The following is a 25,919-nucleotide window of genomic DNA, read 5'->3' as shown; positions in this document are numbered from 1 at the left end:
CCTTGCTATCCTTGCCTGGGTTGTTAGGGTTATTTGGATTGATGATCTCTGCTGTTACATTGTTATCTTTGCCTGGGTTTAGATCAACTGGGATATCAATCTTACCTTTATCGATATCATCTTGGTTGATTGGTTTTTCAGTCTTTTTACCATTGTCATCAGTAACAACTACTTTATCACCTGGTTTTACTGAACCATCTTTTGGTATAGTAACTTCTACTGTTGTTTTACTAGCATCTTTGTCATTAGCTTTGTTTTCATCATCAGAAATTTTGCCATCTTTGTTTGTATCTTCTGGGAATTTAATTTCTGGGTTGCTTGGTTTTCTGGTGGTTTCTGGATTGATAGTATTACCAGCGCCTGCTGTATCGTCATCACTGCCGCCACGACCGCTATCTAAACCGCCGCTTTTGCCCTCAGCTGGACCTGCAAAAGATGCAGCGCCTAAAGGATTGATCGCACTAGTGCTAGCACTTATGTTTGAGTAGTGTCCGCCATGCTCAAATCTTGTCTCGCCAAGGCTCATGCCATCACCACGACCACCGCTATTGCCGCCAGCTGCTGTCTCTTCTAGATCTTCTAAATTTGCGCCATTTAACAATGCTTTTTGAAGTGCTGCTACTTGTGAATCACCAGCAGTTGCCCTTGGATCGAGGCTTAGCGTATCTTCGCCGATCATTGATAGCTCTTTTCCATTATTTGTTGCTATCACAACCTTAGAATCAGCTGAAGTTGTTTTTACCGTCTCACCTTCATAAAGGCTATCACCAACTTTTAGTACTATTTGGTTACCACTTTTATCTACTGCGATAACCTCAGCAGAACCCGATATAGACTTGATTGTGCCTAATTTCTTTGCCATGTTAATTCCTTTTGGGCTAAATTAATTTTGGCATTATTTTATAACTATTAGGAGAAATTGTAAATTGTACCTAGGTACAATATAGTTACATTATTTTAATATGTGTTACATTTAGAAAATTTTTTGTAAATTTTGAGTGATATTGAAGTGATTTTTAGACTTAGCAAAAACTAAGTCCAAAAATCTATAAAATGATATTTTAAGCTATAACTGTATCGATTTGATCTTTGATCTCGATAGAAACTGTGCTTTGATTTGACGTATAAAGAGTGTAACCATCGTTTGACTCACCTTTTGTAAAGTCATGAAGCGTGATGCTATCGCCTTTACCAAATTCGTCTTTATCGCCGTTAATCCTAAGAACAGTATCGATGTTGTTGCCTGTGATATGAAGCACGTCAGCTAAATTTAGATCTAGACTTATATGATTTAGTGCCACGCCGTTGCCCTCTGATTTAGAGGTTGTTAGATCAAGTACTTCAAAGCCACTTACCTTGCTAAAATCAATAGCCTCAGAGATAAATAACTTATCCACGCCGTCTCCGCCGTTTATGTGACTGCCTTCTAGTATCACACCTTTACCTATACTTACACTATCATTATCATCGCCCGTTGAGATGTATGTATCTTTTAAATTTACACCATCAGCCAAGCTTAGCGCATCACTATCTTTGCCTGTATTTATCACACTGTTAGTTAAATTTGAGCCAACGACGACGCTGTCACTACCATCTTGAGTGAAAATTTTGCTACCACTTATCTCGCCTCTATCTAGCACGATAGTATCATCATCTTTGCCAGTTACGATAGTTGAGTTCTCTACGTTTGAGCCGCTAAAGCCTATGGTAGTAAAGCCATCTCCACTCTCTATCAAAGTATCACTTACACTTGAGTTTGTAGCGTTAAATGTATCATATCCGCTACCTAGATAGATATTTGAATTTAAGATGTGGCTACTACTTAAATTTACACCATCATTGCCATCGCCCATATAGAAATTTATCCCCTCTAGGATACTGCCGCTACTTATCGTGACGCTATCGTTACCATTTTCTGCTGCGATATACGAGTTAGCGGTGTCATTTGAGCTGTATTTTACATTTTCTAAAACTACCTTGTCATCTCCGTTAGCTAGCTCAAATGCACTATTTGTCAAGCTTGAGTCTTTTACACTTACGCTATCGTTTGCTTCGCCTGATCTTACTAGTACGCCATCTATATCTGAGTTTTCTACCACACTCATTTTTTTCTCACCGCCCCAGCCAAGATCGAGCTTTGAGTTTGCAAAGTGACTTGCCACCACCTCTACTTTATCAGCTCCATTAGCAAGGTCTATATTTACCTCATCTACACCTGAACCACCGATATAAACTCTATCGTCGCCCTCGCCTGCATAAATTTTTGATTTGATATAAGTCGAGCCATAAATTTTGATAAGATCATCGCCATCACCGCTTGCTATATATGAGCTAGAGTTATCATTTGAGCTAACATTTGAGTGATCTATCAGCACTACATCATCGCCACTCCCGCTCTCTACTACTGAGTTTTGAAATTTAGAGTTTTCGAAATTTACGAAGTCCTTGCCATCGCCTGTCTTTACTAAAAGTCCATTTGCAACTGTCCCGCTACTTATATTTACAGTGTCGTTGCTGCCTTTTGTGTCAAAGACCACGCCATTTATATTGCTTCCCTCGCTCACGTTAAATTTATCATCACCACTTCCGCTTGTAAAGCTTGAGTTTATCACACCCACAACTGAGTTTAGCTCTAGCTTGTCTTCGTTTTTGCCATTTGCATCTGCATCGCCTAGATCAACGCCAGCGTGAAAGATAGCGCTGCCTACATTCATCTTAAATGTATCGTCGCCATCACCCATTTTTACATTTACAGCCTCTTTGTCGTCTTCTCTAAGACCTTGCATATAAGCTCCAGCACCAAAGACGATCATATCATTGCCAGCTTTAGTATCGATCACGCTCTTTTGGGCTCCTGCTGCTATAGTTAACGTATCATCGCCATCGTCTAAATTTATCTCATAGCCCTTTTCTTTTATAGTACCGTCAAGATATACATTGTGATCATTATCCACCACATTTGCATTAGCCAAAGCGCTTATAAAGCCATCAGCTTTCACTTCTAAACTTAGTTCGTTTTCATAAGTGCCATAAAATTTAATAGCTCCAAGAGTGCTTAAATTTTGTGTCATTTCGCCTTCGTTTTGATTATTTTCAAGCTCTCCGTTATCATCAATCACTCTAACACGAGCCTTTAGAGTTGAAATTTGATCAAATTTCACATCTTTTAATACATTGCTTTCATCTAAAGCCTCCCAGCTTTTACCGCCGTCTCTTGAAATTTCGATAGTTTTATCGTAGTTATTTGTCTCGTGCTTTGCATTTAGTTTAAAACTAAGATCACCACTTGTTATATCGGCAGGTAGATTTAAAGCTGATATGTCATAGACGATGTATGGCTCACTAGCTCCCTCTTTTACTTTGTTGTTTCTTGCTATCACAGATAACGTGGGGTCGTTAAATTCTGTTATAAACTCATTTTCTTGCATAAATTCTCCTTGAATAGTATTGATGTAAGTCAAGATTATAATAATTTTTTTTAAATAAGAGTTGACAATAAAATTACATTAAGCAATGTTTTGTAAATATTTTTAAATTTAAAGTTAAAAATTTAGATTAGTTAAGAGAGAATTTAGACCCAAAAAGGGTCTAAATTTTAAAGATCGACGTGGATGTTTTCTTTTACATCGATATAAGCTGTAGTTGTGCCGTAATTCGCCTCATATCTTTCAAAGCCCTCTACTGCATTAGCAGCAGATTTACTAAAGCCTTCAAGTTTTACTCCGCCACTTGCCTCGGTTATTTGAAGCAAATTATTACTATGTTCGTGTCCGACATCAAGCATATCAGCTATATCAAGAGCTTTTAGAGTGACCTTTTCATTGCTAGTAACCTTTAACTCTTCAAAGCTCTTAACCTTTGTAAAGTCTATCTGACCATCAACCAAAAGCGTATCGTGATCATAGCGACTTCTATTGTCTGAGTATCCACCAAGAATGCTAGTGCCACCCTCAAGCTTCATATCTTTAGATATAAAGACACTATCACTGCCATCCGATAGATCTATTTTAATATTAGTTAAGCTTCCAGATCTTAGCTCCAAATAATCTTTTGCATTTTCATGTCCACTCAAAATCCAGTTCGCATGGTGTTCAGCTGGCAAACCACTAGCTGATGCGTGAGTATCTTCAACTACCACATGCATTTCATTTATATAAGCCATGATATCTACATCTTTTAGGGTAGATGACTTTAAATTTATATCTGTATGATAAGTTTCTCCAAATGAAGGGACTCTACTGCCTCCATTTAGTTCTACGTTATCAAGGTTTGAGCTATCTATATTTATAGTACCTTTTGATGATCCTGCATAGATCGCACTTTTTTCTGCTGATGTTGTTGAGTTAATGTCGGTGTATTTGATATTTATAACGTCTTCATCGCCTTTAATTAATTCATTACCAACCAATTGGAAGGCACCATTAAGCTTATTAGCATTAGTGCTTATGTCAATATCTGTCATTTTTACATGATCAGCTTTTGTACCTGTTATATTTAAGATATCGCTGTTAATGCCAAGATATATGGTCTCTTTGTTAAAAACGCCACCATTTATATTTATGACATCATTGCCAAAGCCCGCATTGATCTCATTTTTTTCGTGCGTTCCACCATTTATATTTATAGTATCGTTCCCGTTACGGGTGTCGATAGTGACATTATTTAAATTTGAGTTGTTGATATCAATCTTATCTTTTCCAGTATTAGTTCTAATATCAAGCCAATTTAAATTTGAACTATTGATATTGACCTCAGTGTCTCCAGAGTTACTATATACTTCACTAAAATGGATCTTACTAGGTTCTTCTCCTTCTTTATGACTTACGGTTGCATTGTTGAAATTTAAGACATTATCTCCATTTTGAAGATACTCTACATCAAAGCGTTTGTCGTTGTGAAATTCGCTATTTACAGTTGTTATATGGTCATTATCTATGATGCCACCCTCATATGTATATTTAGCGTTATCTATACTAAATTCTAAGATCACACTCTCGCTGTAGTAGTGATTGTTTTCAACGCCCTTATCTGCATCTTTAAATAACTTTTCTTTATCCCAGCTCTCATAAAATTTTTCACTATTTTCAGACAAAAGCTTGCCTTCATTTGGCTCTTTATCGTCTATTACATTTGCACGAACAACTACTTTGTTGATATCGCCCGCTCTTAGACCTTTTATGACGCCACTACTATCTAGGTCTATCCAGTTTTCATTATCAAGTGAGTACTGAATTTTATCGTAGTCTTTACCGTAAGTAGCCTCTCCACTAAATTTAAGCTTCACATCGATTTTTTGATCCACATCGGCTTCTGCCACTTCACCCCTTAGCTCAAATATTAAATTGTTATGTTCCCACATATTCGATTTTTCATGGTTTTCGATCTGAAAGCCTCGTTTGCCATATATACCTATGTCTTTTACATATTTTGAGTCATATTCATTTATATACTCTGGCTCTGGATCAGGCGTTGGCTGTGGCTCAGGTGTCGGCTGTGGAGTTGGCTCTGGTTGCGGAGCTGGCTCAGGTTTAGGTTCTGGTTTTGGTTCTGGCTTAGGTTCTGGTTTTGGCTCAGGTTGTGGAGCTGGAGCTGGATTTACAGGCTCGACTGGCTCAACAGGCGTAGGCTCTGGCTTAGCACCAAGATCGACATTGATACCATTTTTTACATCTATATAGCCTTTGACAGTATAAGATCTGCCGTTATCTTGAAAACCAAAGTCGGCCTCATATCTTGTAAAGCCATCTTTTAGACCTCTTCCGAACTCTGAAAGCTTAAAGCCTGCTAGCTCTACTCCGCCAGCTGCCTCTGTAACTGTCAAGATATGTTTGCTATCATTATTTTTAATGTCAAGCATATCATATAGATCTTCTAGTTTTAGGCTGACCTTCTCGTTGCCAGTCACTTGTAGCTCTTCAAAGCTCTTAAATTTATTAAAATCAACATTGCCATCGATCACAAGTGTATCGGTCTCGTAGCTAGTGCCACCATTTATCGTAGTGTATCCATTAAGCTTCATAGCTTTTGAGACGACGACTTTGTCTTCGCCGTTGCCAAGATTAACCGTCATATCGTTTAATGTGCCTGATCTTAGCTCTAAAGTATCATCTGTATCTGCGAAATTCCACTTTGTGGCATTTTCTGGGTAGCTGCCATTTATCTTTGTATCTTCAACTACTACGTGAGTTTTGTAGATAGTGTTGAGATTGACATCATCTAGGGTAGATGATTTTAAATTTAGATCGAAATTTAGTGGATTTCTATTTACGTCGGTACCTGTGTTTGTCTCTGTACCTATGTTGATACCTTTTAAATTTGAGTTTTCAACATTTATGGTGTTGTTTTTCGCCTCTGCCTCGATGTGGTTGGCTGAATTTTTATATGTTGAGTCGATATCAGCGTATTTGATATTTATCTCATCTTTCTCGCCTGAGCCAGTTCTTAGGTACATATCTGTCATTTTCACATGATCATCTTTTGTGCCATTTAAATTTAATACATCGTTTCCGCTATCAAGCGTGAAGCCACTTTGATAAGGATCGGTGCCTATGTAAGTTCCGCCGTTTAAATTTACAGTGTCGTTGTCTGCACCAGTTTCGACGTGAAGTCTCTCGTGTCTTCCACCATTTATATTTATAGTGTCATCTCCGCCTTGAGTGTTGATATTTAGCCAGTTTAAATTTGAGTTATCGGCATTGATAGTATCTTTACCTTCATTAAGATAGCTGCCATCGCCAAAGACTATAGTGCTAGCCACGTCACCAGCTTTGTGGTTTATCGTCGCATCTTTGAAATTTAGCGTATTGTCGCCATTGTCTTTAAATGTAACGTCAAAAGATTTATCGTTATTAAACTGGTTATTTACAGTGATATCATGATCATTATCTACTATTTTTTCGCTATTTGATGCTTTTAAGCCACCTATGCTAACTTCTAGCGAAACGCTCTCTTTAAAGTAGCCATTATTTTCTACGCCCTTATCTGCATCTGTGAAAATTTTCTCCGATGGATCAAGCGTGCCTTCATTTTGGTCGTGATCGTTTGCCACTTCAACACGCACGCTTACATTATTTATATCGCCAGCTCTTACATCTTTTATGACGCCGCTATCATCTAGCTTTTGCCAAGTTTTACCGCCATCTAGCGAGTACTCTGCATTTTCATAGTCTTTGCCAGCAGTTGCCTCTCCGCCAAATTTAAGCGTCACATCTACCTTTTTATCAGCATCAGCCTCCGCTACTTCGCCTTTTAGGTTGTACTCTAGGTATGATTTGTCATTTGAGCTTCTTGGGTCTGAGCTCTTTTCATAGCCAAATTCTGACTTGTTTTCAACTGAGATATTTTTAACTATATCTTTGCTCTCGTCAGGTTTTGGTTCTGGCTTTGGTTCAGGTTTAGGTTGTGGCTCTGGAGTTGGTTCAGGTTTTGGCTCAGGCTGCGGAGTTGGTTCTGGCTTTGGTTCTGGGGTAGGCTCTGGTTTAGGTTCTGGAGTTGGTTCTGGTTTTGGCTCAGGTTGTGGGGTTGGATTTTCTGGTTGTGATGGCTCAACTGGGGCTACAGGTGCAATGGCAGAATTTATATCACTATCTGAACCATCAAAAACATCACTACCGCCACCTTTTACCTCTTGGTTAGTTAGTTTTACAGCGCCAAAAGTATCTGAAAGTGATCTAAAGCTAGCTGATACATCAGAGCTCTCATGACCACCATGCTCAAACCTTGTCTCGCCAAGGCTCACGCCATCTCCGCCTCTGCCACCGCTATTACCACCAGCGGCACTCTCCTCGAGATTTGCTAAATTTTCACCTTTTAAAAGGGCTTTTTGTATAGCCGCTACCTCTTTGTCTGAACTAAGGTCGTTATTTAAATTTAGAGTTTCGCCATCTTTTAGCTCGAACTCTTTGCCGTCGTTTGATGCGATAGTTACCTTTGCGCCGTTTGCTTTAACAACGTCGCCCTCGTATAAACTATCTCCCGCGACAACAACTCTTTCGTTGCCATTTTTGTCTATAACTACTACTTCCTTGGAGCCAAGAATGTTTTTAATAACACCTACTTTAACAGCCATCGCTGCCTCCTTTAAAATCAATTTGACACATTATAAATATTTCTTTTAAATATAAAGTAATGTAAATATGATATTAATTCATAAGATTACGCTGTTGCAGTGGGTTTTAAAATTAAATTTTTTGATAAATGTAAGCAAGACCCCAAAAAGGGATCTAAATTTAAAGATCGACGTGAATGTCTTCTTTTATATCTATATAGACTGTACCTTGACGATCACTACCGTCTGCTAAGTGCGTATTATAGACACTTTCATATCTATGATAGCCATTTTCTGCTCCGCTAGTTTCGCTAAAACCATTAAGTTTTACAGTACCATGCGCCTCGCTAAATTTAACTACATTAGAGCCATTGTCTAAAATGTCACTCAAATGAGCCACATCATTGCCATTTAATGTCACATAAGCACCGCTCGTTACTTTTAATTCTTCAAAACCAGAGACCTTTGAGAAGTCGATATTATTATCAAGTACAAGCGTATCATAGCCCTTGCCACCAAATATTTGAGTATTATTATCTATATCTGTTCTTGTCATAGTTAAACTAACTGTATCATCTCCGCCACCTAGATAAAATTTAGAATTTTTTATGATAGCTGATGTCACATTTAAAGTATCATTTTGATTATCTGAGAAGTAAAATTCGTTATTTTTACCATGAAATTCTGAGTCATCTATATGCATATTGACCTTGTTATTTCTGCCGTCAAATTTAACGTCACCCATAAATTTTGGCCCAAGAAAATTCATATCAAAAAGCGGCGTATGGTCTAAATTTGCGTGTGAGCCTTTTATATCTATCTCGCCGTCTCCACCGCACACTTTTATATTCATAGTGGTCTTTTCGCCGTCGTTTGCTTCGATAGTAGTATGTCCGTTAAAGATAGTGTTGTCCATATTTAGCGTATCTACTTCGTTTGGACTAGTAAAGCTAGAAAGAGAAATTTTCGTATCACCAAAAAAGCCCACCCAGTCGGTGTTTATAGTGTCATTTCCTCCGCCAAGCCTTATGTCTGCGCCATTTTTGATCTCAGATCTTTGGATATCAATGACATCGTTATCTAAACCTGTATGAATGACAGCATTTTCCATCGTCGCACCATAAATTTTTACGCTATCATCGCCGTCATTTGTATATAAAAGCGTATGATCTTTTATGCCGACGTTGTTTCTTATCTCTATCTCGTCATTGCCAGCCCCAGCGTCAAATCTAAGCCCTCTAACCTCGATATTATCGTGAATTCTTAGCTTATTGTCGCCATCTCCTGCGTCTATCTTGGCGTCATTTACGATAGATCTTGTCATATCGACTATATCGTTGCCATTGTCAAAACGCACATCGTTTGCGCTCGTGGTTGCATCTGCGATGTTTAAAATTTGATCCTGCGCTTTTGGTCTCGCCTCTGCCACCTTTCGTCCGTATAACTCAGCAAAAAGCTTATCAGAGTCAAGTATCTCAAGCGACTTTATCTCCTCTATTATCCTAACATGCGGATCATTTTGGCTCACGCCACCACTTAAATTCAACCCCTCTTTGTCGGCTACTTCTACGCTCATATTAATCCTTTCTTAAAAAAATTGACTTTTGGATTTTAATAAGCGTTTTTAAATCACATTGAAATATAAATTATATTGATTATCAAAAGAAATGCCTAAATTTAGGCTTTTTGTATAAAAAATTTTATTAAATGAAGCAAGGGGAGTTTAGACCCAAAAAATGGGTCTAAAATTTTATGCCAACAACTCATTTACATTGACATCTTGTATAGTAAGCGTAAATGTCTGACCGCCTTCATTTACGCTATATACATATCCGTTGCTAATTTCAGTAGAAGCATCTGCTACTTCAGATGAACCCTCTGTAAATGTGCCAACACCTTTTACACCTTTTACGATTAACGATGTTGCACCTTCACCACCGACATTTTTTATGAAATTTGCGATATCTGAAGCATTGAAAAATGTAAAATGCTCATTAGCGTCTGACATATCAAGCACCTCAAAGCCACTTATCTTGCCAGCATTTGTTGTGTTAAATGATGCGTCATGAACTTTTAGCGTATCTATGCCGTCACCTCCATTTATAGCAGTGCCATTTAGGCTTACATCCTTGCCAAGATCGACTAAGTCATTGCCGTCGCCACCTGAAAGGTAGGTGTTGGTTAGTGTCACGTTATCAGCTATATTGATAGTGTCGTTGCCTTTGCCTGAGTTGATGTTTGATGCATCGTGGTCATGCGCAGCTTCGCCTGCAGCTGGACTTAAATTTACACTTGATGTTCCAGTTAGATCAGAGTTGATATTTATCGTATCGTCTCCGCCTTGAGTGAAAATTTTAACATCAGTGTTATCATGAGTGCCAGCTCCGATAGTTACACTATCGCCGTCATCTGCGGTATTTATAGTAACTCTACTAAGCTCGGCGTTATCGATAGTCACGGTTTTTACGCCAGCATTTCCAACACCTGCACCCTCTATGTTTGTATCAACTAGACCAGTAGCCTTTGCGACATTTAGAGTTACGTTGCCATTTTCAAGCATAATATTTGAATCCACCATAGAAACATCACCATCGACATTTACATGGTCATCTCCGCCGTTTGTGTAAATGATAGCCTTGTCAAATGAGCTATTTCCAGAGACGTTAATAGTGTCATTTCCGCCGCCTGCGCCGATATATGTGCTATATCCATCATTTGAGATCATGGTGACATCTTTTAAATTTATCACATCATCAACATATCCAGTCTCAATGGCAGCGTTGTTAAATTTAGCGCCAGTAACATCTACGCTGTCTCTATCGTCACTTACTCCAGCATCAGCTGAGCTAGTGTTTATCTTAGTATTTGAAATTTCAGCGCCTCTTTCGATAGTTAACGTATCTCTACCTTTACCCATCTCTATGTAGTTTGAGTAAATTCCAGCTTGGTTAGCTCCTGGATTTGCCACGTGAGCTGATGAGCTTATAGGGTCATTGTGTGCGGCGCTATTATTTTTTATTTCAGTGCTACCTTTGATAGTTAGGCTATCATTGCCCTCGCCTGTGTAGATATCCATGACATCTGCTTTGGCATCTTGAAGCAAGATCTTATCATTGCCATTGCCACTTTTGATTTCAGAGTTATATATGCCTGCACTGATGAAATTTAGCATATCGCCTGTATCTGAATCGCCTGTATCGATATCAACTCTGCTGATACTTGCATCAGTAACATTTATAGTGTCATCGCCCTCGCCTGTTTTTATAAAGCTATCAGTTCTGCTTCCTGCATACTCAGTCTCGTCAGTTGTTCCGTTATTAGTAACATAAGCATACATATCACTTTTAATATTTACAGTGTCATTATCAGCACCGGTGTCTATTTTAGTATTTTTTATAAGCTGATGATTATCGCTTTTTTCGATATTTACAGTGTCGTTGCCACTTCCTGTTTTAAACAAGACATTGTCTAAAATCGTACTGCTAAGGCTTGGACCAGAATCATCTTTTATAGTAAATACATCATTGCCATCGTGGCTTGTAAATCTTGTATCTGTTATAACAGTTCCATTTATATTAAGTGTATCTTGATTTTTCTCTCCGCCAGCGTTTCCAAGGTCTATCCTAGTACTTTCTACAACAGCATCTTTTCCAGTATTAAACACATCGTCGCCATCACCCATTTTTATAACATCATTGGCATTTTCTTTTAGATCGTATAACCCACTTGAAAAATAGACTTCCTCTTTTATAGTTATCGTATCATCGCCATCTTTTGTATCTATGATAGTTTTCATAGTATTGCCATTGTCTGGGTCAGAATTTACAAGAGCAGGGTTTAAACCCTCTGTAGATGCATCTATATTTTCTGTGATATTTATATTGTCATCATTATCGATGATCTTACCCTCAGCCTCGCCAGATGTGATAGCAGCGTTGTTTGTAGTCACGCTAAGAGTTACGCCCTCTTTATAAACGCCGTAGTCTTTTATGCCAGGAGCGATATTTGCGCCTAGATCCTCGCTGCTTGCGCCCTCGTTTTGGTTGCCAGCTGTTTGACCGTAGTCATCTATCACTTGCACCCTAACCTTTACATTTGCGATATCACTTGGCGCAACGCCACTTATCGTGCCGCCATTTTGTATCGCTGTCCAGCTATGTCCGCCATCAAGTGAATACTCCATAACGTTTGAGTAGTCTCTGCCTGCACTTGCACCACTTAAATTTAGCGTTAGATCAGTAGGTGTAGTCGAGCTTGTAGCAGCTGATAGGCCAAGATTATAGACTAGATATTCGTTTGGAGTTGCCTCTCTTGCCTCGCCATTACCATCAAGTGATACGCTTAGTGCAACAGGCGTTGCTGGGGTTGGTGGCGTGACAGGTGTCACTGGAGTTACAGGGCTTGTTGGGTTTGTTGGACTTGCTGGGTTTTGCGGTGCAACATTATCGCCCTCGCCATTGTCGTTATTATCAGCATAGCCGCCGATTGGGTTATTAAAAGAGTCAAAAGCTCTATTTGCGTCAGTTAAATTTCTGTAGTTTTCATTGATATTTGCGTAGTGGCCACCCTCAGCAAAACTAGCTGCACCTAGACTTACGCCATCTCCACCAGCACCGCCAGCTGCTGCGTTACCACCAGCTGCTGTCTCTTCAAGATCTGTTATGTTTGCACCATTTAAAAGAGCGTTTTGAAGCGCTGCGACCTCTGGGTTAGCACTTTGTGCGTTTGCTGCCTCTTTTGGATCAAGTGAGATAGTATCTTCGCCTACTATAGAGACTTCCTTGCCGTCATTTGCAACGATGACTACCTTCGCATCAGCTGAAGTTGTCTTTATGCTCTCGCCCTCATACAAGCTATCGCCAACTTTTAAAATTCTCTCGTTTCCACTTTTATCGACTGCGATCACTTCAGTTTGACCTGAAATTGATTTTATACTTCCTAGTTTTGCTGCCATATTCATCCTTGTTAAATTTTTTCTCGCATTTTAATGAATTTTATAATTCATGTATATTGTACCCAGGTACAATAAGGCCCTTAAATTCGGCATTTGTGACACATATATGACAATTTTACGTTATCAATTTCTATATCATTTTGATCAAAATAAGGCAAATTTCATTTTATCTGTCTTATCTTTTAAGTGAGAGTTAAATTTAACGTGTGCTTTTTGTGATAAAATGAGCGAAAATAATATTTTTTAAATTTATAAAAATATTTTAAAAATTTATTTGAACTACTTTATTTTTTGCCTATTTGCTTGGTTTGGTATTACGAAAATTTAAAAATGCGTAAAATTTCTTACTAGGAGGATAGCTATGAAAAAGCTAGTTTTATTGATCTGCATTCTAGTTGCTTCGCTCTATGCAAAGCCAAACGTCGTCATCTTAGCCACAGGCGGTACGATCGCAGGAAGTGCTAGTGGCGCGACAAATGCCCAGTACGACGCTGCCCAACTTGGCGTCGATATCCTCATCAAAGCCGTGCCTGAGATAGCAAATTTAGCAAATGTAAAAGGCGAGCAAGTCGCAAACATCAGCTCAAACAACATGACTGATGAAATTTGGCTAAAGCTTGCAAAACGCGTAAATGAGCTACTTGCCAGCAAAGACGTGGATGGCATCGTCATAACTCACGGCACCGACACCCTCGAAGAGACTGCTTACTTCTTAAATTTAGTTGTCAAATCAGACAAGCCTGTAGTTTTGGTAGGTGCTATGAGAAGTGCCACATCTATGAGCGCTGATGGCCCGCTAAATTTATATAACGCAGTAAGCGTAGCAGCTAGCAAAGAGAGCATTGGTAATGGCGTTTTAGTCGTGCTAAATGACGAGATCAACGCTGCTAGAGAGGTTACAAAAACAAACACCTCATCAGTCGATACATTTAAGTCAAGAAACACTGGCGCCATCGGCAGGGTCTATTATGGTAAGGTCGTTTACAGCACAAAAAGCCTCAAAAAACACACCACAAACAGCGTCTTTGACGTAAGCAAGCTAGAGGCCTTACCAAGGGTCGATATCATCTACTCACACGCAAATGACTACGGCGATATCGCAAAACACCTGATAGATGTTGGCTCAAAGGGCATCATCCACGCAGGCACAGGTAACGGTAGCATCCACAACAACGTATTTACAGTGCTTCAAGAGGCAAACGCCAAAGGCATAAAGATAGTAAGAAGCGCGATCGTTGGCAGCGGCTACGTGGATAGCAACAAAAAGATGGATGACAATGGAAATTTCATCACCGCAAGCGATCTAAACCCACAAAAGGCTAGAATTTTACTCATGCTAGCCCTCACAAAGACGAGCGACACCAAAGAAATTCAAAAATTCTTTGACGAATATTAAAATTTACTTGGCTGCCATGCGCGGCCAAGCTTTAAAATTTTTGATACTTTAGATGTGATAAAATCCTCTCAAATTTTAAAAAAAGGATCAAATTTGAGAAGCGACATAATCAAAAAAGGCTACACAAGAGCCCCACACCGCTCACTTTTACGTGCGACTGGGCTAAAAGACGAGGACTTTGCTAAGCCATTTATCGGCGTTGCAAACAGCTTTATAGAGATCATACCTGGGCACTTTTTCTTAAACAAATACGCACAAATTTTAAAAGATGAAATTCGCAAAAATGGCTGTGTGCCGTTTGAGTTTAACTGCATAGGCGTAGATGATGGCATAGCGATGGGGCATGGAGGCATGCTATATAGCTTGCCTAGCCGAGAGATCATCGCAAACTCTATTGAGACAGTGATGAACGCTCACGCCCTTGACGCGCTTGTTTGTATGCCAAACTGCGACAAGATCGTCCCTGGCATGGTTATGGGCGCTTTAAGGGTCAATGTCCCAACCATTTTCGTAAGTGGCGGCCCTATGAGAAAAGGCCACACAAAAGATGGCAGACCGATCGATCTTGCGACTGCGTTTGAGGCGGTTGGTAAATTTGAGACCAAAGAGATAGACGAGGCCGAGCTAAGAGATATCGAGTGCAACGCATGTCCGAGTGGTGGCAGCTGCAGCGGTATGTTTACGGCAAATTCTATGAACACGCTTTGCGAAGCGATGGGTATAGCTCTCCCTGGCAACGGCACTATCTTGGCACTTACTCCAGAGCGTGAGGAGCTCATCAGGCAGGCTGCTCGCAGAATTTGCCAGATCGCCCTTGATGAGAAATTTAAGATAAGAAACATACTAAATGAAAAGGCGATCCGCAATGCGCTTGTCGTTGATATGGCGATGGGTGGCAGCAGCAACACCGTCCTTCACATGCTAGCCATCTCAAGAGAAGCTGGCGTAAATTTAGAGATAAAAGAGCTAAATAAGATCAGCCAAAGCATCGCTCACATCGCTAAGATCAGCCCAAGCTTGCCAAACGTGCACATGGAGGATGTCGGCAGAGCTGGCGGTATGAATGCGGTGATAAAAGAAATTTCACGCAGAGATAACGGCATGCTAAATTTAGACAACCTAACAGTTAGCGGCGAAACTTTGGGCGAGCGCGTAAAAGCAAGTGACATCAAAGATGAGAGCGTCATCCACAAGGTGGAAAATGCCTACTCGCAAGTTGGCGGACTTGCCATTTTGTTTGGAAATTTAGCCGAACAAGGCTGTGTCATCAAGACGGCCGGCATCGTTGGCGAGCGTAAATTTAGCGGTAAAGCGGTCTGCTTTAACTCGCAAGATGAAGCGATAGCTGGTATCTCAAGTGGCAAAGTCGATAAAGGCGACGTCGTCATCATCCGCTACGAAGGCCCACGCGGAGGCCCTGGCATGCAAGAGATGCTAAGCCCTACTTCGCTCATCATGGGACGAGGCCTTGGTGCAGACGTAGCGCTCATCACAGATGGTCGCTTTAGCGGAGCGACAAGGGGTCTAAGCATCGGCCACGTGAGCCCAGAAGCAGCTGAAGGTGGCATGATAGGCTTGCTACGAGACGGCGACATCATCGATATAGACGTCGATAAATACGAGATAAACGTTCGCCTAAGCGAAGCCGAGATCGCCGAGCGCAGGGCTAAATTTAAGCCAGTCGATAAAGCGCTAACCTCTCGCTGGCTAAGGCAGTATCAAAAACTAGTCACAAACGCAAGCAACGGCGCGATATTAGAGGCGTAAATATGGTTTTAAATTTAGATAATTTTACTAGATCTGATATTATATCTTGTGTTTCCGTAATTGCATCTCTAATGTCAGCTTTATATACTATCCGTGTTAATAAAAAACTGCATATTGAAAATATAAATTTAAAAAAACAGTCAGAAGATGAGCAAAAACTCAAGCCGTATCAGGATTTAATAATACAAACTTATTTTAAATTTGATAATGTATTTAGAGACATCTCGTCTACTGCTTGTAGCGTGACAGATCAAATATGCAAATACACAGATATTTTTTGCAATAACAATCACACAAATAAAATGGCACTTAGTAATCACCTTAATATAATTCCAGAAATTTTTGTAAATAACAACGAAGAAGATATCTTGTGGCAGCCAATCGAATATATTATGCATAGTAAATTAGGAATAATCCAAAGTACTAGCTCTTTGGATTTAAAAAACAATAATTATAATGAACAAGAAATTAAATTTCATCTAAAATGTCTTTATGAAAATTTTGATTTATCAAAAAAAGATGAATATTGTAAAGTAGTCAAACGTAAAATATCTACTTTTCATGATATTTATCATAATAACAAAGAAGAAATAGATAAAAGTATTGAAGAATTACAAAAAGCGATTGCTAAATTTAAAAGATACGACTTTGTAGAAAAAACAACTACATATGTAGATTTAAAAGAGCTGTTAAATTTATTACTTTACATAAAAAAATGTAGTGAAAGTTTTTATACTTCAGACAATAAGTATATTTTTCTAAGCAACCTGGCTGCTAATTTATCTGAATTAGCAATAATTAATAAGGGAATTTTAGAGATGTTAAAATTTAAATAACAGCTACCCTTATAAGCTAGTCACAAATGCAAGCAACGGAGCGATATTAGAGGCGTAAGCTAAAACTATCAAATTTAAGCCTAAAATTTAGGCTTAAATTTACTTTGCTCCGTGCCAAAGTAGGCGGTTTTTGCCTAGTTTTGTGTCGATACTCTCTTTTATAATGGAGCAGATGTACTCTTTTGAAAGCCCTATGGCCTCCTCCAAGCTCTTACCCTTTGCAAGGTAACAAGCAAGCGCCGTTGAGAAAGTGCAACCAGTCCCACTCATCACAAGCGGACTAGCAAGCGGAGTTTTGAAATTTTGCAGTGAGCCATCTTTTCTATAAAGCGTATCTATGCTGCTATCCTCACTTACATGCTTTTTCACGATGATATCGCAAGGCAGATCTTTGAAATTCCCTCCAAAAAGGACGTTTGCCTCGTCTAAATTTGGCGTGGCGACAGTGGCTAGTTTCATTAGCTCTTTTAGCTTCTCTACTGCGCTATCTTTTATGAGCTTGTGGCCGCTCTTTGAGACACAGACTGGATCAAGCACGATCTTGCACTTTTGAGTGAGTAAAAACTCATGCACCACGTCCATTATCTCCTCACTAAAGAGCATGCCGATCTTTATGGCATCAAAGCTAAATTCCTCCGCAAGCGTGCAAAGTTCATCTTTAACAAAGCTAGACTCTAAACAAACTACACTTTTTATCGCGTCTGTGGTCTCAGCAACTAGCGAAGTGACCGCCGTTGCGCTGTAACAATTTAGCCTAGCGCATGTCTTTATATCAGCTTGAAGCCCTGCTGTGCCGCTATTGCAAGAGCCTGCGATGATTAAAATTTTCTTCATCGTTTTCCTTTTGTAAATTTTGGCTTATTATAAGGGATATTAGTTAATTTTTGGGATAAGAAATTTGAGCCAAGAGGCTCAAATTTATGAAAGTTTATTTAGATCGTTATCGATCTCGATATATATCGTAGTTGCGTCAAAATTTGCATGCTCATAAGAGTTATCTACTTTTAGCTCGTTTGAGTCAGATAAAATCTCATCATTTGCACTATACTTGTGCGCTAAATTTTCACTGCTCTCAAGGCTATTTGAGCTATTTTCAGCCTCATTTAGCTGCGTTTTTGCAAACATATCTTTTACTTTTTCATTCATCTGATCAAGTATCTCAGCATAGTTTTCTCCAAGAAGCGCTCTAAAAAGTGCATCAGTATCGATGCTATTTTCAGCACTTGTATCAGCACTTACCACGCTACTATCAAGCCATATCGTGTCGTATCCATTTAGAGATATGTCGCTACCATCCACTGCTGTGATAGTCACGCTAGCACTTTGGCTCTCGCCTTTTATGCTCTCACCTATATAAACCTCATCATCTACGTTTAGAACTCTTACACGGTCGTTTTTATCTATCGCTATAACATCAGATGTGACGCTTTTTACCTTGCCGGCTACAGCTGCCATCTTTATCCCTTATTTTTATTTTTGATTTATTCTAGTGTTTTTTATTAAATTTGTATATTGTACTTTGGTACAAAGATGGTTTTTAAAGGAGTTTTTTAGGAGTAAAAATAGAAATTTAAAAGAAGAATTTGGGCTAAAAAGCCCAAATTTTATACAAGTTGTTTATTTATATCATTATCGACATCTATATAGATAGTTGTTGCTGTGCTTGTTTGACCCTCGTATCTTGTATATCCAGCTTCGACACCATTTTGACTTGCAGCCTCAGTAAATCCTTTTAATGAAACGCTATCTTTGTTATCGCCACTTATTTTTAAGATAGTATTTACATCATCAGTGATGCTAAATACATTATCCGCTTTTAAATTTAGTAGCTTAACAGCTTGGTTGTCATTGCCATGCTCATCCATGCCAAGTTGGATCTCTTCAAAACTCTTGATCGCGTTATTCAAGCCTTTGTTGTCTATCTTGTCAAAGTCTATAGTGCCATCCTTTGCCACTGGACGCATTATAAGCGTATCTGTGCCAGTGCCACCATCAAGACTTTGAGATAGAGCTGCTCTTGGATTATCAAAGGTAAATACAACCTTATCATTGCCAGCACCAGCATTTACTAGATCGCCTTTGTTCATGCCAGTATAGCCACTTCTGCCAGCATCGATGTAGTCGTTGCCACTTCCTGTGGTTATGACGTCGTTGTTGTCACCAGTGATGATTACGTTGTTGCCGTTGCCTGTGCGAATTTCATTTTCACCGCGTCCTGCATGTATGACATTATCGCCATTTCCAACATTGATGATGTCATTGCCTTCGCTTGTTGTGATGACATTATCGTTGTTGTTATTTTTTGCATCTACTATTGTATTTTTAGCGATATCAGAAATTTGTAGATAGACGTCACTTGCTTTTACTTCGCCGTTAAATACTGCTTCGAAATTTCCATTGTCATCAAGCGTTACAGAATTTGCAGCTATGATGTGTCCATCAGCATCTCTTAAAGTGATGCTATCTTTTAGAGCTATGCCTTTTACTGCCTCTTCAAAGTGTTGTTTTAATGTATAGCTTGCGCCAACTCCATTTTCACTTAAATTTCCGCTCCATGTGGTTTTATTTGTAGCTGCATCGTAGCTTAAATTTGAGTCTTTTATCGTTGCAGCTGTTGCGTCGATCGTAAATCTGATAGAGTTGTAAAGTAGCTCATCTCCACCTTGATATTTACCATCGATAGAAATTTTATAAACGCCATCAGCCATTTTGCCAGCGGCATCAAGTCTGTTGTTATAGCCTGTAAGTCTATTGTAGTGATCAGGCGTTACATTGCCTATTGGTTTTTCTATCGCTTGAGATAATAGATCTTTTGAAACACCTGTATCAACGTTAGTTGCTACAAATCTAACATCGCCAGTGCCCCATGATATGCCTCTACCACTATTTAAAAACTCACTTACAGTTTGATTATTGCTAGCATTGCCAGCTGTTGCATCTTCTGGGATCACAGCTCTTAGGTATGGGATAGCGTCGTTTGAAACGATCCTTGAGCCATCAGCTCTAAAGCCATCCTCGCTCATATCCATAGTGCCCCACAACTTCTCAGCTGAGCGGTTATTTGCATTTGTAGTTGTATCGTTGCCGTTTTCAAACTGAGTCATAGTTGGAATTAAAATTTCATTTACGTGAGTATATTTTGTACCAGCTTTATCAGTCATCTCAACTTCGATCTTATCGCCTAGTTTTATCTTGTGATCGTACTCAAAGCTTAGTATGCCATTGGTTGGCTTAGTTGTGCCAACAGAGATTACGTTAGTAGTTCCGTCAGCTGTTACTATTTTTATACTCTCGATCTTATCGCCATCCTCATAGTTTTTGAGGTTAAAATTGATCGTATGGTGTTGACCCTCGTTGTCATTTTCGATGATCTTGATGTTTTCTATAGTGACTGGTGTCTTATCAACTACAAATTCGCTAACTATCGTGCTCTTATCGCCATTTGCAAAGACAGCTGTTGCTTTGATATTGTAGTTGCCTTCCTCTAAGTTATCAGATGTGACTTCAAATTTACCATTTGCAAATTCGCTTTGGCTAAGCTCTTTTGTAAAGACTTCATGTCCATTTTTATCAAGAACAGTGATGATCGCTTTAGTTGCGCTACTGTCTATACTACCTGTAAATGTCGGAGTTTTGTCGCTTAGAACTGGTAGTGGCGCATTAGATGAAAATTTATCAGTTTGAGCGATGTCATCAGTTGTAAATTTATAATATTTAGTTGCGTCATTTATACCTGTATTTGTATTTGCACTTACAACGCTTGCGTCATTATCTATAGCGTCTATTAGGTCTGTATTAGCGACATTTAGCTTAGTTGATGATGCCTGCGCCTCGTTGCCTACAAGGTCACTAACTTTTGCTGTATATGTTGCTTTTGGATCGCTTGTTTTAAACTCAACTTCATATTTGCCATCTACCACTTTAGCTGTATGGCTCTCACCTGTGCTTGACGTGACAGTTACGATCTGTCCGTCTTCTACATTATCCACAGTTCCTGTGATCTTTTGAGTGACTTTATAGACATTTCTTGTTACTGTATCTACATAGCTGTCAAAGTCGGTTGAATTTAGTTTTATGCCACTTGCTTCTGAGCCAAGTATGCTCTCAGGTCCGCCATCTTTTGAAACTGTTAGTTTTAACTTGCCCCAAAAGATATAGTTTGCATAGCTCATATCAAAGTCATAGTATCCTGCTTTATCAACGTGTAAAGTTGTAACTGTGGCTCTATTTCCCGAGTGGATAGTGTCATAATCAACCATAGTAACGCCATCAACCTTAAATCTCACGCTATCATCAGTACCTTTTGCGTCAAATTTATAGTCCCCTGGCTCAAGATACATAGTGCCTTTTAAATTTACCATCGCACCAGCTGTTGTGTTTTTACCATTAGGAGCATCTCTTACGATATGTATATCGCTACCTTTTGCGTTGTCGATGAAGTACTCAAGTGCTTTGAAATTTGGAGCTACCCACTCATTATTTGGAGTTACTACATTGCCATCAAGATCGACCTTGCCTATCATATTGTGAGCGCCGTCAAGTCCTGAGACTGTTCCAGCATCGCTATCAACATTATCTCTATCGCCGCCTTTACCTTGTTGGAAATTTAGTTCTTTTGCTTTAAAGCTTGCCCAAGGCTTAGTGTTGTTCATATAGTATTCGACAAAATCATTTTGCTTCATGCCGTTATGAGCGTATGTTGTATTATTAAAGGCATAAGGTCTTAGCTCAGTACCTCTTACGCCTTCTTCATAGATGTGGTTAAACCAGAAATTTCCTTTTAGTCCGCTACTCATCTCAGACTCTTTAACAAGACTCATCTCGGTTTCAACGTTTATAGTTATTTTTGCAACTGTATCAAGCACGAAACTACCAGTATCGGTTGCAGTATTGCCGTCTCTTCCAGTTGCTACTATTTTTACTTCATAATTGCCATCATGATTGCCATCTACGCTTAACTCGTTAGTTGTAAATTTAAATTTACCATCAGCATAGTCGTTTGGATTTAGAGTTTTTGTAAAGACTTCGTGTCCGTTCTTATCAAGTACGCTAACAACAGCTCTTACAGCAGTAGGCTCAACTGTGCCACTTATGGTTGGAGTAGCATCATTTGTGCGAGGTACGCTTGGCGCGTCTAGGCTGTAATCGCCTTTTATAGTTCCAAAATCATCAGTTAAAGTTTTTATATCAACGCTGATTGGAGGTATGACTGGGGCAACAGGGGTTGCATCGCCTGCGTCATTGCCGTCATTGTAGCCGCCGATTGAGTTTTCTGGAGTTTGAAAGGCTCTATTTGAGTCAGGTAAATTTCTATAATCATCAGTGATATTTGAGTAGTGACCACCCTCTTCAAAGCTAGCTGCACCTAAGCTTACGCCGTCTCCGCCAGCGTTGCCACCTTGGTTACCACCAGCTGCAGTCTCTTCAAGATCAGTGATGTTTGCACCATCAAGAAGTGCTTTTTGTATAGCGCTTACATCAGCTACGCTATCGTCGCCAAAGCTATCGTTATGAGCTACGCTCTTGTCTAAATTTAGGGTATCTTTTCCGATGATCGCGATATCTTTACCATCGTTTGCAGTTATGACTACTTTTGAGTCAATATCAGTTGTTTGTATAGTCTCACCAAGAAAAATTTCATCGCCTACTTTTAACACTCTTTGTGTGCCATCCTTTGCAGTTGCGATTACACTTGATCCTTGTGAGATGCTTTTTATAACGCCTATCCTTGTTGCCATATTGTTTCCTTATTTAAAAATTTTGAACGTATTTTAATATCTTAAAAGAGCTTTGTAAATTGTACTATGGTACTAAATTTTGAAATTTTGTAAGAATTTGCCCTAGTTTTGGGAGACTAGGGCATGAAATTTAAGAGTGTAAGACTATTTCGTCTTTTATCTCGATGGTAAATGTCGCGCCATTAGACGTTGCTGAGAATTCTCTGTATCCCTCAGAATTTACCCCACCTTTGCTAAAGGCTGACATATCTACTTGATCACCATCTTCACCATCTATCCTAAGTGTGTTGCTCGCGTTTCCACGAGTGATATTTAGCACGTCATCTAGTGTTAAATTTAGCGTTACCTTGTTTTCACTGCCACCAAGACTAACCTTTTCAAAGCCAGCTACCTTGCTAAAGTCGATATTTCCAGCAAGATCTAGCGTATCAGTGCCTGCACCACCTTGGATGATGATGCCGCCATGCTCCAACTTGCCAGGCCCCCCTTGGAAAGTCATAGCATCGTCATTAACAACTGCATCTTTGCCAATATGTATGGTATCGTTGCCACTACCTAGATCGATAGCACTTACGCCAGGGCTATACATACCGCCCCCTGCTTTTTCTAGACCGCCATTTAAATTTACAACGTCATTACCATCACCCATTTCTATTCCAGCATTTTTAAGCACAGCACCCTTGTCGATATTTAGCGTATCGTCTCCTGCGCCCATTCTTACACCAACATAGTGGCTAACTAGGTTATTATCGCTACTCGTATAAGTACCACCAAGTGTAGTGCCTGCACCAAATGTTATAGTATCGTTGCCATCAGCAGTATCTATGCTTAAGCCACCAGATTTGTTTTCGCCATTAAAATTTATAGTGTCATTGCCCTTTCCGGTATCTATATCGGCATAGCTTGAAGCGTCAGCCTTGCTTAGAATATTACCACCATTTAAATTTATCGTATCGTCGCCGTCTCCGTACCTTAAACCAACCCTATTTGTAGCGGTTAAATTTGATATGTTTGCAACTGATGAGACGCCGCTAAATGAACCAATACTAGCTTGATCTACTGTAATATCATCTATAACGATATCTTTAGATGAAAAGTAGTTAGCGCCCCCAGTATATGATCCGCCTTTTACTTCAAGATGATCTTGTGCATTAGCTGTGACGTGATCTCCTATGATATTAGTAAGTTTGACATTTTGCACGCCAAGATTGACGTCTGCGGCGGTATTTACGCCAAAATTTATCTCTACATTTCTAAATGTAGAGTCTGAAAATTCTACATTACTAGTTTCGCCAGCTTTTGTGTAGCTAGTTGCAGTATCTAAGCGAACATCTTCTAAGGTCACATGGCTTCCCTTGGCGGTATTTTCACCAGCATTCATATTTATAAACACTTTTTCAACTTTTACGCCATCTTTAAAATTTACAGTGTCGTCGCCATCACCCATAGAAACAGTGTTTTTATTTCTCCAGTCAGAGCCTATGCCGGTAATATTTGCATTTATATTTAGCTCATTAGTGCCTGAGGCATCATGTGCGTTATAGTTTGGATCATTTGTTGTTGCACCAAGATTAATTGAAGCTTTGTTCATGGTTAGATTAGCATTGATATTTACCACATCATCGCCACTATAAAGATCTATACTTGTACTATTAGCATTTGAACCACTATTTGCTGTACCGCTAATAGTAACCTCTTTATCAAAATTTACCACGTCATTGCCAGAGCCGGTATTTAAGTGTAAATTCTCTAAATTTGCTTTTATGCTAACTGTATCATCACCATCATTTGTGTTTAAATTTGTATGGTTTGCGATATTGCCTTTGATATCTTTATTTAGCTCGATGTTGTCGTCATTATCTATTATTTTGCCTTCAGCCATATTTGCATTAGTTGTTGGTAGCAGATAACTACTGCTTGGCGTGACACTTAGTTTCACACCCTCTTTAAATACAGCAAAATTATCAACCATATCAGTTTTTTGTACGTTGTCGATGGTCATGCCTTGAGGGCCAGTGTTCTCACCCTCGTTTTGGTTGTGATGCAAAGGGCCTTTTGTGGTGTCTTGACCGTTATCGTCAAGCACCTTTATCCTTACTTGCACTTTTGAGATATCTTCTATATTTACGCCAGTTATCGTGTAGCCTGTTAGTGGCTGAAATGTCGCTCCATTGTCAGTTGAGTACTCAACTACGCTTGAATAGTCCTCTCCTCTAGTGCCGCCGAGGAAATTTAAACCTAGATCTGTGGTCTCGCCACTTGGACTTACTGGAGTGCCTGATAGACCTAGTTTATAAACAAGATAGTGTCCGCCCTCGCCGTTTGCTCCTGCGCCACTCTCTCTTACCTCGCTAGTAGCAGGATCGATGCTAGTAGTTATCTCTACTGCGCCAGGACGAGGCGTGATGACTGGAGGATTAGCAGGTGAAGGAGTGCCTGGAGTTACAGTGACGCCAGGAGTGCTTGGAGTACTCGGAGTTGGTGGCGTTACTGGAGTGCTTGGAGTGACAGGTGTAGCTGGTGAGATAGGAGTTGTCGTATCCGCATCTGTGCCTGCATCGTTATAGCCGCCTATTGAGTTTTCTGGGGTTTGAAAAGCTCTATTTGCGTCGGTTAAATTTCTATAGTTTTCATTGATATTTGAGTAGTGGCCGCCCTCAGCAAAGCTTGCAGCTCCCAAGCTCACGCCATCTCCAGTAGCGTTACCACCTGCTGGGTTACCACCAGCTGCAGTCTCTTCAAGGTCTGTGATGTTTGCGCCGTTTAGTAAGGCTTTTTGGATAGAGGCTATCTCTGGGTTGTCACTAAGTGCATTTGTCTCTTTATCTAGGCTCAGGCTTTCGCCATTTTGCAAGCTAACCTCTTTGCCGTCGTTTGCTGCGATCACTGCTTTTGCAGAGCCATTAGCTTTTATAGTTTCGCCTTCAAAAATGCTATCGCCCACCTTCAAGACTCTTTCGTTGCCACTTTTATCAACAGCTACAATTTCACCGCCTAGGATATTTTTGATAACGCCTAACTTTTGCATCTTAGTGCCTCCCTTTGGATTTTATTGATCTATATCAAGATTTTAGCTAAGAAAAAAATTTAGTTATATTGTACTTTGGTACAATACCCTTAAGAAAAGCCTAAGTTTAGGGGTTAATAATGTGTAAATTTTTTATAAATGTGTGAAAATTTT

General features: G+C 39.6%; 12 protein-coding genes. 3 read left to right on the top strand and 9 right to left on the bottom strand.

The annotated features are described in order from the left end of the window. From F3G98_RS10480 to F3G98_RS08470, 5 genes are all read right to left on the bottom strand, one after another. Positions 1-862: retention module-containing protein (locus F3G98_RS10480; protein ID WP_188116990.1), on the bottom strand; the 862-nt coding region annotated here is incomplete at its 3' end. Positions 863-1,061: 199 nt separating this feature from the next. Further along, positions 1,062-3,428, bottom strand: coding sequence for an autotransporter outer membrane beta-barrel domain-containing protein (locus F3G98_RS08485; RefSeq protein WP_149726031.1), 2,367 nt, complete (start codon positions 3,426-3,428; stop codon positions 1,062-1,064). A gap of 167 nt (positions 3,429-3,595) precedes the next feature. Beyond that, positions 3,596-8,068, bottom strand: a complete 4,473-nt coding sequence (locus F3G98_RS10475; RefSeq protein WP_188116989.1) for a hypothetical protein — start codon at positions 8,066-8,068, stop codon at positions 3,596-3,598. A 160-nt stretch (positions 8,069-8,228) separates the two neighbouring features. Then, positions 8,229-9,623 carry a hypothetical protein gene (locus F3G98_RS08475; RefSeq protein WP_149726030.1) on the bottom strand — a complete coding sequence of 465 codons (1,395 nt, stop codon included), beginning with the start codon at positions 9,621-9,623 and terminating at the stop codon, positions 8,229-8,231. Positions 9,624-9,797: 174 nt separating this feature from the next. Continuing rightward, entirely contained in the window at positions 9,798-13,001 is a 3,204-nt protein-coding gene (locus F3G98_RS08470; protein ID WP_149726029.1) for a retention module-containing protein, read from the bottom strand. 361 nt (positions 13,002-13,362) lie between these two features. Between F3G98_RS08470 and F3G98_RS08465 the strand changes: the two genes are divergently transcribed. From F3G98_RS08465 to F3G98_RS08455, 3 genes are all read left to right on the top strand, one after another. Further along, positions 13,363-14,397 carry a type II asparaginase gene (locus F3G98_RS08465; protein WP_149726028.1) on the top strand — a complete coding sequence of 345 codons (1,035 nt, stop codon included), beginning with the start codon at positions 13,363-13,365 and terminating at the stop codon, positions 14,395-14,397. Between the two features lie 93 nt (positions 14,398-14,490). Then, a complete protein-coding gene (ilvD, locus tag F3G98_RS08460) occupies positions 14,491-16,164 on the top strand; it encodes a dihydroxy-acid dehydratase (RefSeq protein WP_149726027.1) in 1,674 nt (557 codons plus the stop codon). 2 nt (positions 16,165-16,166) lie between these two features. Further along, positions 16,167-17,000, top strand: a complete 834-nt coding sequence (locus F3G98_RS08455) for a hypothetical protein (protein WP_149726026.1) — start codon at positions 16,167-16,169, stop codon at positions 16,998-17,000. A 99-nt stretch (positions 17,001-17,099) separates the two neighbouring features. On the opposite strand, the gene F3G98_RS08450 is transcribed toward F3G98_RS08455, so the two are convergent. From F3G98_RS08450 to F3G98_RS08435, 4 genes are all read right to left on the bottom strand, one after another. Next, positions 17,100-17,834, bottom strand: a complete 735-nt coding sequence (locus tag F3G98_RS08450; protein ID WP_149726025.1) for a hydroxymethylpyrimidine/phosphomethylpyrimidine kinase — start codon at positions 17,832-17,834, stop codon at positions 17,100-17,102. Positions 17,835-17,918: 84 nt separating this feature from the next. Beyond that, positions 17,919-18,455: a hypothetical protein gene (locus tag F3G98_RS08445; protein WP_149726024.1), complete on the bottom strand. Its 537-nt coding sequence runs from the start codon at positions 18,453-18,455 to the stop codon at positions 17,919-17,921. Between the two features lie 149 nt (positions 18,456-18,604). After that, a complete protein-coding gene (locus F3G98_RS08440; RefSeq protein WP_149726023.1) occupies positions 18,605-22,738 on the bottom strand; it encodes an Ig-like domain-containing protein in 4,134 nt (1,377 codons plus the stop codon). Positions 22,739-22,868: 130 nt separating this feature from the next. Further along, positions 22,869-25,766, bottom strand: a complete 2,898-nt coding sequence (locus F3G98_RS08435) for a retention module-containing protein (protein WP_149726022.1) — start codon at positions 25,764-25,766, stop codon at positions 22,869-22,871. Between the last annotated feature and the right edge of the window lie 153 nt (positions 25,767-25,919).

It is taken from the genome of Campylobacter concisus, from assembly GCF_902460895.1.
GTDB classification, from domain to species: Bacteria; Campylobacterota; Campylobacteria; order Campylobacterales; family Campylobacteraceae; genus Campylobacter_A; species Campylobacter_A concisus_BC.
The sequence above is the reverse complement of the archived record's forward strand: the minus strand, read 5'-3'. Positions and strand labels throughout refer to the sequence as shown.